Source organism: Plantibacter sp. MPB07, assembly GCF_046619465.1.
Classification (GTDB): domain Bacteria; phylum Actinomycetota; class Actinomycetes; order Actinomycetales; family Microbacteriaceae; genus Plantibacter; species Plantibacter auratus.
On the sequence record NZ_CP177043.1, the window covers coordinates 874,715 to 886,491 of the forward strand.

The window sequence follows — 11,777 nt, forward strand, 5'->3', positions numbered from 1 at the left end:
CTGGCAATCCAGGGTACCGCAGCACGGGTGCTCCCCGCCGTGGGACAATGAGGGTTGCCCGATTCCACCCCTGACCCCGAGGAACGCGTGAGCCCCCAAGCAGTGAAGGCCCTCGAGCCGGCATCGACCGACCCGGCGTTCATCCGGAACTTCTGCATCATCGCCCACATCGACCACGGCAAGTCGACTCTGGCGGACCGCATGCTGCAGATCACCGGCGTCGTCTCGGACCGCGACATGCGGGCGCAGTACCTCGACCGCATGGACATCGAGCGCGAGCGCGGCATCACCATCAAGAGCCAGGCCGTGCGCATGCCGTGGTCGCTCAACGGTGAGACCTTCGCGCTCAACATGATCGACACACCCGGCCACGTCGACTTCACCTACGAGGTCTCGCGGTCGCTCGCCGCCTGCGAGGGCGCGATCCTCCTCGTCGACGCGGCACAGGGTATCGAGGCGCAGACACTCGCGAACCTCTACCTCGCCCTCGAGAACGACCTCGAGATCATCCCGGTGCTCAACAAGATCGACCTCCCGGCGGCCGACCCCGACAAGTACGCGAAGGAGCTCGCGAGCCTCATCGGCGGCAAGCCCGAAGACGTCCTGCGGGTGTCCGGCAAGACCGGTATGGGTGTCGAGGAACTCCTCGACCGCGTCGTCGGCCGCATCCCGAACCCGGTGGGCGACCCGGACGCACCCACGCGTGCCATGATCTTCGACTCCGTCTACGACACCTACCGTGGCGTCGTCACCTACGTCCGCATGATCGACGGCCAGCTGAGTCCGCGCGAGCGCATCCAGATGATGTCGACGCGCGCGGTGCACGACCTCCTCGAGATCGGCGTCAGCTCGCCGGAGCCGACGCCCACGAAGGGCCTCGGCGTCGGTGAGGTCGGCTACCTCATCACGGGCGTGAAGGACGTCCGGCAGTCGAAGGTCGGCGACACCGTCACGACCGCGGTGAAGCCGGCGACCGACGCCCTCCCGGGTTACACCGACCCGAAGCCGATGGTCTTCTCCGGTCTGTACCCGATCGACGGCAGCGACTACCCGATCCTCCGCGACGCGCTCGACAAGCTGAAGCTCTCCGACGCCTCGCTCAACTACGAGCCGGAGACCTCCGTCGCCCTCGGATTCGGCTTCCGCGTCGGCTTCCTCGGCCTGCTCCACCTCGAGATCGTGACCGAGCGGTTGCAGCGTGAGTTCGACCTCGACCTCATCGCCACCGCGCCGTCGGTCACCTACGAGGTGAAGACGGAGGACAAGCAGGTCGTCACCGTCACGAACCCCAGCGAGTTCCCCTCCGGCAAGATCCTCGAGGTGTCGGAGCCGATGGTCAAGGTGGGCATCCTCGCCCCCAAGGACTACGTGGGCACCATCATGGAGCTCTGCCAGAGCCGCCGAGGTGCGCTGCTCGGCATGGAGTACCTCGGCGAGGACCGCGTCGAGCTGCGGTACACGATGCCGCTCGGTGAGATCGTCTTCGACTTCTTCGACCACCTGAAGAGCCGCACGCAGGGGTACGCGTCGCTGGACTACGAGCCCTCCGGTCAGCAGGCCGCCGATCTCGTGAAGGTCGACATCCTGCTGCAGGGCGACCAGGTCGACGCGTTCAGCGCCATCGTCCACCGCGAGAAGGCGTACGCCTACGGCGTGCTCATGACCGAGCGCCTGAAGAAGCTCATCCCGCGCCAGCAGTTCGAGGTGCCGATCCAGGCCGCCATCGGTGCGCGGATCATCGCCCGCGAGTCGGTCCGTGCCATGCGCAAGGACGTCCTGGCCAAGTGCTACGGCGGTGACATCACCCGCAAGCGCAAGCTCCTCGAGAAGCAGAAGGAGGGCAAGAAGCGGATGAAGATGGTCGGCAAGGTCGAGGTGCCTCAGGAAGCGTTCATCGCAGCGCTCTCCGGGGACGTGGAGACGAAGGACAAGAAGTGAACGCACGACGCAGTTCGTTCGAGGACGAGGCGGTCGACTACGCGGCCGTCGGTGCCACCCAGCGCACCGACCTCATGCAGTACCCGCCGGAGGGCTACGTGCCGTCGGAGGACGAGTTCCGCCTCGGGAGCGGTGAGGAGCGGTTCGCCCTCGCGAGCAGCGCCCTCCTCACCTGGGGACTGCACCGCTCGAGCGGCGCGGAGATCTCCGAGGTGCACCCCGGCACGGGCGTGCAGTACGGCGGCATCGCCTTCGCCGAGGACGGTACGCCGCTGGAACCCATCGAGACGCACGAGGAGCAGCGCTTCGCCGAGGACGGCACGCCGTTCATCACGCCGGGCACGACGGTCGTCTTCGCCGGCACCGTCGGCGGGGAACCGCTCGTCGGGCCGCATCGCGTCATCTCCGTCACCGAGGAGCCGGGTCACGTGAGCCTGGCGATCGGCACGATGGAAGGCGATCCGGAGAGCGGCGAGCAGTCCTTCACGATCGAACAGCGCGAGGACGACTCCGTCTGGATCGTCGTGCGCTCGTTCTTCCGCCCGACGAAGGGTGCAGCGAAGCTCGTCGGCTCCAAGCGTCGCCGCAAGACCATGAACGACGCCTACCTCCGCGCACTCCTGCCGTCGCGCGGCGTCTGAGCGACGGACCGTGCCGAGCGCCCTCCCACTCGCCGATCCGGCGCCGTCCGACGGACTCCTCCCGGAGACGGCGGCCGTCGGTGCCCACGAGCGTAACTTCGGGATCTACCTTCACGTGCCGTTCTGCCGGGTCAGATGCGGTTACTGCGATTTCAACACCTACACGGCGACCGAGCTCCGCGGCGCGAAGCAGTCGGACTACGCCGACGAGGCGGTCGCGGAACTCCGCTTCGGCAAGTCCGTCCTGGCGTCATCGACCGTCCCCGACCGTCCGGTCTCGACCGTGTTCTTCGGAGGCGGGACGCCGACCCTCCTCCCCGCTGACGACCTGGTCCGGATGCTCCGTGGCGTGACGGACAACTTCGACCTCGCGCCCGGCGCTGAAGTGACGACCGAGGCCAACCCCGACTCCGTCGACGCCACCTACCTCCGCACGCTCGCCGAAGCCGGATTCACCCGGGTGTCCTTCGGGATGCAGTCCGCCGTGCCGAGCGTGCTCGCCACCCTCGAGCGCACGCACGATCCGGCTCGGGTGCCGCTCGTCGTGCAGTGGGCTCGCGAGGCCGGCCTCGGCGTCAGCCTGGACCTCATCTACGGGACGCCGGGGGAGACCCTGGCAGACTGGCGCGTCTCACTCGAGACGGCGATCGCCTGCGCACCGGACCACGTGTCGGCTTATTCGCTCATCGTCGAACCCGGAACGAAACTCGCGCGCCAGATCCGCTCGGGCGTGGTGGGGACCCCCGACGAAGACCTGCAGGCCGACATGTACGAGCTTGCCGACGATCTCCTCACCGAGGCCGGCTACGGCTGGTACGAGGTCAGCAACTGGGCGACGGACGACACGCACCGCTCCCGGCACAACCTCTCCTACTGGACCGGCGAGGACTGGTGGGGTGTCGGCCCGGGCTCGCACAGTCACGTCGGCGGGGTGCGCTGGTGGAACGTCAAGCACCCGGCGGCGTACGCCCAGCGGATCGCGGCGGGGGAGTCGCCGGCCGCCGGCCGGGAGACCCTGGACGACGAGACGCGGGAACTCGAACGCATCCTGCTGCTCACCCGCACGCGGGACGGCATCCCGATCCGGACGCTCGCCCCCGAGGCTCGCACGGCCGTCGCCGGGCTCATCGCCGAGGAACTGGTCGACGCACGGCAGGCCCTGCTCGGACGGCTGGAGCTCACGCGCCGCGGACGGCTCCTCGCCGACGCGGTCGTCCGCCGTCTGGTCGGCGACTGACCCTGCCCGAGGCGCAGAACAGCCCCGCCCGGCGGACCGGACGGGGCTGTTCTCGTGCGACTCGACGGATCAGGCCTTGATGAACTGGATCGTGAGCGGGTAGCTGTACAGCTCGCCCTTGTTCGCCTTGATCGCGGCGATGATGCTGAACACGATCACCACGACGTAGACGGCGATGATGATGAACAGACCCACGACGACGATCGTCAGGATCGAGCCGACCACGAGCGCGATCAGCATCGTCAGCTGGAAGTTCAGCGCGGTGAGCGTGTGCGCCTTGATGAACGGGCCGCGGTCCTTGAGGACCAGGTAGCCGATCAGCGGCGGGATGAATCCGAAGAAGATCCCACCGATGTGGATGAGCGTCGACCAGAGCTTCTCGTCCGACGGGCTCATGGGCTGAGCGGCGGCGTACGGCTGCTGGTACTGCGGGGCGCCTGCGGGCGGCGGCGGGTAGGAGCCGGCAGCGGGCGGCGGCGGCGCGTAGCCACCGGCGGGCGGGGGCGGGTAGGCGCCTGCGGGCGGCTGCTGCGGAGCTGCGGGAGGGGGCGTTGCGCCGTCTCCTGCAGGCGGAACCGACCCGCCCTTCGCTGGGTCGACGGGCGGCTGAGCGTTCGGATCGGACATCTTCGCACCTTTCACGGAGAGTGATATTCAATTGGTCCAGCTGAGCGTATCGCACCAGGTGTTGCTCATCAGGGACCCACGCCTGCGGCCAACGGTATTCCCGCGGCGCGGGGCCGCGCAAGGGACGGCCGCGCGGAGGCCACGATATGATTGGCAGTCAGGGTCTTCGAGTGCTGATGGTCGGCGCTCCGAGGTGGATGACGGGAGGAGATCGAGATGGTGTCGGATCGCGGTCTCGAAGTGCTCCGCGTCATCGTGCAGGACTACGTCGCCTCGCGCGAGCCCGTCGGTTCCAAGACGATCGTCGACCGCCACTCCTTCGGGGTCTCCGCAGCCACCATCCGCAACGACATGGCGCAGCTCGAGGACGAAGAGCTCATCGCAGCTCCCCACACCTCTTCCGGCCGGGTGCCCACCGACAAGGGTTACCGGATGTTCGTCGACCACCTGGCCGATCGCCGTCCGCTGAACAACGCCCAACGGACGGCGATCGAGACCTTCCTCGGCGCGTCCGGCGACCTCGACGAGGTCCTGCACCGCACGGTGCGGCTGCTCTCGCAGCTGACGAACCAGGTCGCGCTCGTCCAGTACCCGATGTTCTCCCGGGCACGCGTCCGGCATCTCGAGTTGGTGAGCGTCACCCCGAACCGTGTGCTCGCGGTCATCATCCTCGACAACGGCCGCGTCGAGCAGCGGCTCATCGAGACGGAGAGCCCGGTCGACGACGACCTCATCTCGCGGCTCCGCTCGCTGTGCAACGAGGCGGTCGCGGGCCGTCCACTCCTCGACGCCCACGACGCGATCGGCGACGTCCCAGCCGACATCGCCGACCTCGATCGCGCGGCGGCCGTCCGCATCGTCGACGCGGTGCGCGAGCAGCTGTCGGCGCAGCGCCAGGACCGCCTCGTCATGGCCGGTGCCGCCAACCTCGCCCGCACCGAGGACGACTTCCCCGGCAGCATCTATCCGGTCCTGGACGCCATCGAGCAGCAGGTCGTGCTGCTCCGGCTCTTCGGTGAGATGGAGTCCGAACGCGACAGCGTGGTCGCCAGCATCGGGCGGGAGAACGCGTCGTTCGGCCTCGAGACCACGAGTGTCCTCGCCGGGAACTACCGTTCCTCTGGTGGCGAAATCGCCCGGCTCGGCGTCCTCGGCCCCACGAGAATGGACTACGCGAGCAACATGGCTGCGGTCCGCGCCGTCGCCAGGTACCTCTCGCGCATCCTCGACGCCGAGTGACGCATCCTCGTCGCGTCCCCCAACACCTTCCGCACCTCGAACGAAAGGCCCTCAGTGGCTGACTACCCCGACCACTACGCAGCACTCGGTGTCGCCAAGGAGGCGACGCCCGAAGAGATCAAGAAGGCGTACCGCCGCCTCGCACGCGAACTGCACCCCGACGTGAACCCGGGTTCCGACGCCTCGGAACGGTTCAAGGAGGTCACGCACGCCTACGACGTGCTGAGCGACCCCAAGCAGCGCCAGCAGTACGACCTCGGTCCGCAGGCTGGTGGGTTCGGTGGCGGCGACGCCGGGTTCGGCGGCTTCGGCGACATCTTCGACACCTTCTTCGGCGGTGGCGGCCAGCAGCGCGGACCCAAGTCCCGTCGCGCACGCGGGGAGGACGCCCTGTTGCGCGTCGAGCTCGACCTCGACGAGGTCATCTTCGGCACCCACCGCGACCTCGAGGTCGACACCGCCGTGCTCTGCAGCACCTGCAACGGCTCCTGTTGCCAGCCCGGCACCTCACCGGTGACCTGCGACATCTGTCACGGCACCGGCTCCATCCAGCGGGCCGTCCGCTCGCTGCTCGGCAACGTCATGACGTCGGCGCCCTGCGGCACCTGCCGCGGCTACGGCACGATCATCGCGACCCCGTGCGTCACCTGCCAGGGTCAGGGTCGGCTCCGTGCCCGCCGCACCGTCTCGGTCGACATCCCGGCCGGCGTCGACACCGGTCTGCGTCTGCAGATGCCGGGGAGCGGCGAGGTCGGCCCGGCCGGCGGCCCGAACGGCGACCTCTACCTCGAGATGAAGGTCAAGCACCACGACGTCTTCAGCCGCGACGGCGACGACCTGTTGTGCACGCTCGAAGTCCCGATGACCGACGCCATCCTCGGCCGCCAGGTCACCGTCCACGCGCTCGACGGCGACGTCGAGGTCGAGCTGCGGCCGGGCGTGCAGAGCTCTGAGGTCATCACGGTCAAGGACCGCGGTGTCACCCGTCTCCGCGGGAACAGCCGGGGCGACCTCAAGATCGGCGTCCAGGTCGTCACGCCGACGAAGCTCGACCACCGCGAACGCGAGCTGATCAAGAGCTTCGCCTCAGGACGACGCCAGGGTGCTCCGGCGCTCGCGCAGTTCCAGCAGGGCCTGTTCGCGAAGATCCGCGACCGCTTCCACGGCGTCGGTTGAAATGAGTTCGCTGTACCTCCGTGAGGATCTCGAATCGACCGGTGTCGGCGACTCGGTGACCCTCCGCGGGCCCGAGGCGAAGCACGCCGTCGCCGTGAGTCGGCTGCGGGTCGGCGAGACGACGTCGATCGGCAACGGCCGGGGCCTGATCGCGACCGGACCGGTCGCGCGCAGCGAGCCGGGGGAGTTGGAGATCCGCGTCGAATCGGTCGTGGTGCATCCGGAGAACCGTCCCGGGCTCGTCCTCGTGCAGGCGCTGGCCAAGGGTGATCGCGACGAACTCGCCATCCAGGCGGCGACCGAGCTGGGTGTCGACCGGATCGTCCCGTGGGGCGCCGAGCGCAGCATCTCGAGATGGCAGGGCGACAAAGCGGTCAAGGGCCGTGCGCGCTGGCAGCTCATCGTGCGGGAGGCGTCGAAGCAGTCGATCCGCGCACGGGTCCCCGAGGTGGCCGAGGTCGTCGACACCCGCGGACTCGCGTCGATCGTCGCCGGCCGGACCGTCCTCGTGCTCGAACCCAGCGCGGCACTCGCTCTCTCGGAGCTCGACCCGTCGGCCCTGCTCGCCGAGGAGCTCGTGCTCGTCGTCGGTCCGGAGGGCGGCATCTCGCCGGCGGAGCGCGAACGGCTCGAAGCGGCCGGCGCCATCGAGGTCCGGATTGGCTCGGGCGTCCTGCGCACCTCGACGGCAGGACCGGCGGCGATCGCCGCGCTCAACGTGCTGCTCGGTCGGTGGTGACGATCCACCAGCCCGCGCATGAGGCCGCCACGAACCTTAGACTGGTGGACATGAGTGAAGCACCGTCGGTATTCAGCCGCATCGTGTCGGGGGAGATCCCGACGACCCTCCTCGCCGAGACCGATCGGGTGATCGCGTTCGCCGACATCGCACCGCAGGCGCCCGTGCACCTCCTCGTCGTCCCGAAGACCGCGGAGTACCGCGACGTCGTGGAGTTGGCCGCTGGCGACCCCTCCTTGCTCGCTGAGATGGTCGAGGTGGCGTCGTCGCTTGCGAAGGAGCACACGGGTGGCGAGTTCCGACTCGTCTTCAACACCGGCGAGTCCGCCGGGCAGACGGTCTTCCACGTGCACGCGCATGTCCTCGGCGGTTCCCTGCAGGAGGGCACCCTTGGCGGAGCCTGAGTCCTCGAACCCCGACCGCTCCGTCGCTGCGCGGACGGAGGAGGTCGAGCACGTCCTCCTGGTGGACGGGCTCGCCATGGTCCGTCTCCTCGGCCCACAGGATCGCCTCCTGACGACCGTCGAGCGCGAACACCCCGGTGTCTCGGTGCACGTGCGCGGCAATGAGATCACCATCACCGGCCCGGCGCCGCAGGCCGACGCCGCCAGACGACTCGTAGAGGAACTCATCACCATGGTCCGAGAAGGACACGATCTGGGGCCGGCGGAGGTCAGCACCTCCGCCCGTATGCTCGGGCAGGACGGCTCAGCCTCCCCGTCGGAGGTGCTCGGGCAGGTCATCCTCACCTCGCGTGGCAAGACGATCAAAGCGAAGACCGTCGGGCAGCGGGCGTACGTCGACGCGATCGACGAGAACACGATCGTGTTCGGTATCGGCCCGGCCGGTACCGGCAAGACCTACCTCGCGATGGCGAAGGCTGTGCAGGCTCTGCAGCGCAAGGAGGTCAACCGGATCATCCTGACGCGCCCGGCCGTCGAGGCCGGCGAGCGACTCGGGTACCTCCCGGGCACGCTGACGGACAAGATCGATCCGTACCTGCGTCCGCTCTACGACGCGCTCAACGAGATGATGGACCCCGAGATCGTCCCGAAGCTGCTCGCGGCCGGCACGATCGAGGTCGCACCGCTCGCCTACATGCGTGGCCGGACCCTCAACGACTCGTTCATCGTCCTCGACGAGGCGCAGAACACCACGCCCGAGCAGATGAAGATGTTCCTCACCCGGCTCGGGTTCGGGTCCAAGATCGTCGTGACCGGCGACGTCACGCAGATCGACCTGCCGACCGGTGCGTCCGGCTTGCGGCTCGTCACCCGCGTGCTCAAGGACGTCGACGACATCCACTTCGCCCACCTCACGAGCGAGGACGTCGTCCGCCACACCCTCGTCGGTCGGATCGTCGACGCCTACGGGGAGTACGACGCCGTCCGACGGGCGCAGCGGTTCGAGCGCGAGCAGGCCGCCGAGTTCGCCAACCGTGCCGAGCGTCGCGGCGCAGCCAGAGACCACCAGCCGAAGCGAGGACGCTCATGACCATCGAGATCAACAACGAGTCCGGCGTCGCCGTCGACGAATCGCGCATCCTCGCCCTGGCGTCGTTCGCGCTCGACGCGATGCACGTGAGCCCTGATGCCGAGCTCGCCATCGTCCTGGTCGACGAGGGCGCCATGGAGCAGTTGCACGTCCAGTGGATGGACGAGCCGGGACCGACCGACGTCCTGAGCTTCCCCATGGACGAGCTCCGTCCCGGCACCGAGGAGAACCCGACGCCGCCCGGGCTGCTCGGCGACATCGTGCTCTGCCCGCAGGTCGCCGAGACGCAGGCGGCCGCCGCGAAGCACTCGACGATGGACGAACTCCAGCTCCTCACCTGCCACGGTGTGCTCCACCTGCTCGGGTACGACCACGCGGAGCCCGATGAGGAGAAGGAGATGTTCGGCATCCAGCGGGACATCCTCCTCGCCTTCGCGCTCCAGGAGAGACGACGCAGCAGCTGATGTCCCTCGTCGCCGTCTTCGTCATCGTCGCGTTCCTGCTCGTCGCGTTCGCGGGTCTGATGGCCGCAGCCGACGCCGCGATCGGCGTCCAGTCGGGTGCGGACATCCTCGACCTCGCAGAGGGCGCGCGCTCGGGATCCGCGCTCCGCGCCATCGCAGCCGATCCGGGTGCGCACGTCAACGCGATCAACTTCATCCGGATCCTGGCCGAGACCACGGCCGCCGTCCTCGTCACCCTCGCGCTGGCCTCGTCGATCGACGAGTTGTGGCTCGTCCTCGTCCTCGCGGTCGTCATCATGACCGGCACCTCGTTCGTGCTCGTCGGTGCGAGCCCGCGAGGCGTCGGACGGACCCACGCGAGTGGAGTGCTGCGCTTCAGTGCCCCCGCCATCCGTGCCGCACGCGTGGTCCTCGGCCCGGTCGCGAACGTCCTCGTCTCCCTGGGCAACCGGGTGACCCCGGGGCTGCCCCGTTCGGTCTCCTTCACCTCGGAGGAGCAACTGCTGAGCATGGTCGACGAGGCGGCCGCGCACTCGGTCCTCGAAGAGGACGACCGCGAGCTCATCCACTCGATCTTCGAGTTCAATGAGACGCTCGTCCGCGAGGTGATGATCCCGCGCACCGACCTCGTGAGCCTGCAGCGCGATCTCAGCGTCCGCGAGGCGCTCGAGGTGTTCCTGGAGACGGGGATCTCGAGGGCGCCCGTCAGCGACGGCGACATCGACGACCTGGTCGGCATCCTGTACCTGAAGGACCTGGTGCGAGCGATGTTCGGTGGCGACGGCGTCACCGAGGTGGGCTCGATCGAGCCGCTCCTGCGGCCGGCGAGCTTCGTCCCCGAGTCCAAGAAGGCCGATTCGCTCCTGCAGCAGATGCAGAAGGAGTCCAACCACATCGCGATGGTCGTCGACGAATACGGCGGCATCTCGGGTCTCGTCACCCTCGAGGACCTCATCGAGGAACTCGTCGGCGACATCTCCGACGAGTACGACACCGACACCCCCGAGATCACCGACCTGCACGACGGACGGTTCCGGGTCGACGCCCGCCTGCCGGTCGACGAGCTGGGGGAGTTGTTCGGCCTCGAACTCGACGACGACGACGTCGACTCCGTCGGCGGCCTCCTGGCGAAGGCCCTCGGTCGGCTGCCCGTCGTCGGATCGACGGTGTCGACCAACGGCCTCGAACTCACCGCCGAGCGCGTCGAGGGGCGGCGGGGACGCATCCTCACCGTCATCGCCCAGCGCGACGACCAGCTGCAGGACGCCCAGCAGGCGTCCAACGACCACCGGGAGCACCCATGAACGACACCACCCCTCCGTCCGACTTCCGAGCGGGGTTCGTGTCCTTCGTCGGGCGTCCGAACGTCGGCAAGTCCACGCTGACCAACGCCCTCGTCGGTGAGAAGGTCGCGATCACGAGCTCGAAGCCGCAGACCACGCGTCGCGCGATCCGCGGAGTCGTGCATCGCGACCACGGCCAACTCATCGTCGTCGACACCCCCGGCATCCACCGGCCGCGCACCCTGCTCGGCCAGCGGCTGAACGATCTCGTGCAGTCAACCCTCTCCGACGTCGACGTGATCGGGTTCTGCATCCCCGCCAACGAGAAGCTCGGGCCCGGCGACCGCTTCATCAACGAGTCGCTCGACGGCTTCCCGCGCGCCAAGAAGGTGGCGATCGTCACGAAGACCGACACCGCCAGCCGGACGACGATCGCCGAGCAGCTGCTCGCGATCTCGGAGCTCCGGGACTGGGACGCCGTCATCCCACTGTCCGCGGTGACCGACGACCAGCTCGACATCCTCGTCACCGAGGTGACGAAGCTCATGCCGCTCTCGGAACGCCTCTACCCGGCCGAGGCCACCACGGACGAGACGGTCGTCGACCGCGTGTCGGAGCTCATCCGTGAAGCCGCACTCGAGGGCGTGCAGGACGAGCTGCCCCACTCGCTCGCCGTGACCATCGATGACATGATCCCGCGCGAGGGGACCGACCTGCTCGACATCTACGCGAACGTGTTCGTGGAGCGCGACAGCCAGAAGGCGATCATCATCGGGAAGGGCGGCTCCAGGCTCCGCGACGTCGGGGCCCGGGCCCGCGCCGGGATCGAGCCACTCGTCGGATCGAGGGTCTTCCTCTCCATCCGCGTCAAGGTCGCGAAGGATTGGCAGCGCGACCCGAAACTGCTCGGTCGCCTGGGATTCTGACCCGGATCCGGTC

Annotated in this window: 12 protein-coding genes; 11 read left to right on the plus strand and 1 reads right to left on the minus strand. The window is 68.6% G+C overall.

All coding sequences use genetic code 11. From position 1 onward, the window contains the following. Positions 1–87: 87 nt before the first annotated feature. From lepA to hemW, 3 genes are read left to right on the plus strand one after another with little or no spacing between them, the layout of a single operon-like run. A complete protein-coding gene (gene lepA / locus ACLIME_RS04150; RefSeq protein ID WP_079705746.1) occupies positions 88–1,938 on the plus strand; it encodes a translation elongation factor 4 in 1,851 nt (616 codons plus the stop codon). Further along, positions 1,935–2,579: a DUF1990 family protein gene (locus ACLIME_RS04155; protein ID WP_411558261.1), complete on the plus strand. Its 645-nt coding sequence runs from the start codon at positions 1,935–1,937 to the stop codon at positions 2,577–2,579. Before lepA ends, ACLIME_RS04155 begins: the two co-directional genes overlap by 4 nt. Before the next feature lie 10 nt (positions 2,580–2,589). Beyond that, on the plus strand, positions 2,590–3,816 hold the full coding sequence (hemW, locus tag ACLIME_RS04160) for a radical SAM family heme chaperone HemW (RefSeq protein WP_411558262.1): 1,227 nt from the start codon (positions 2,590–2,592) through the stop codon (positions 3,814–3,816). A gap of 69 nt (positions 3,817–3,885) precedes the next feature. Here hemW and ACLIME_RS04165 read toward each other — a convergent pair whose 3' ends face one another. After that, positions 3,886–4,443, minus strand: coding sequence for a DUF4870 domain-containing protein (locus ACLIME_RS04165; RefSeq protein WP_234993956.1), 558 nt, complete (start codon positions 4,441–4,443; stop codon positions 3,886–3,888). Between the two features lie 216 nt (positions 4,444–4,659). Between ACLIME_RS04165 and hrcA the strand changes: the two genes are divergently transcribed. From hrcA to era, 8 genes are all read left to right on the plus strand, one after another. Then, positions 4,660–5,682, plus strand: a complete 1,023-nt coding sequence (gene hrcA / locus ACLIME_RS04170; RefSeq protein WP_085510717.1) for a heat-inducible transcriptional repressor HrcA — start codon at positions 4,660–4,662, stop codon at positions 5,680–5,682. A gap of 54 nt (positions 5,683–5,736) precedes the next feature. Continuing rightward, a complete protein-coding gene (gene dnaJ / locus ACLIME_RS04175) occupies positions 5,737–6,858 on the plus strand; it encodes a molecular chaperone DnaJ (RefSeq protein ID WP_064293629.1) in 1,122 nt (373 codons plus the stop codon). A gap of 1 nt (position 6,859) precedes the next feature. Further along, positions 6,860–7,597 (plus strand): 16S rRNA (uracil(1498)-N(3))-methyltransferase, encoded by a 738-nt coding sequence (locus ACLIME_RS04180; protein WP_411558263.1) that lies wholly within the window; start codon positions 6,860–6,862, stop codon positions 7,595–7,597. A 50-nt stretch (positions 7,598–7,647) separates the two neighbouring features. Then, entirely contained in the window at positions 7,648–8,001 is a 354-nt protein-coding gene (locus ACLIME_RS04185; RefSeq protein ID WP_064293856.1) for an HIT domain-containing protein, read from the plus strand. Positions 8,002–8,077: 76 nt separating this feature from the next. Beyond that, positions 8,078–9,091: a PhoH family protein gene (locus tag ACLIME_RS04190; protein ID WP_411558774.1), complete on the plus strand. Its 1,014-nt coding sequence runs from the start codon at positions 8,078–8,080 to the stop codon at positions 9,089–9,091. Continuing rightward, positions 9,088–9,555, plus strand: coding sequence for an rRNA maturation RNase YbeY (gene ybeY, locus ACLIME_RS04195; protein ID WP_064293631.1), 468 nt, complete (start codon positions 9,088–9,090; stop codon positions 9,553–9,555). The genes ACLIME_RS04190 and ybeY overlap by 4 nt, the downstream gene beginning before the upstream one ends. Next, on the plus strand, positions 9,555–10,859 hold the full coding sequence (locus ACLIME_RS04200) for a hemolysin family protein (protein WP_079705751.1): 1,305 nt from the start codon (positions 9,555–9,557) through the stop codon (positions 10,857–10,859). Before ybeY ends, ACLIME_RS04200 begins: the two co-directional genes overlap by 1 nt. Then, complete coding sequence (gene era, locus ACLIME_RS04205) at positions 10,856–11,764, plus strand: GTPase Era (protein WP_079705752.1); 909 nt, start codon at positions 10,856–10,858, stop codon at positions 11,762–11,764. The genes ACLIME_RS04200 and era overlap by 4 nt, the downstream gene beginning before the upstream one ends. Positions 11,765–11,777 lie beyond the last annotated feature (13 nt).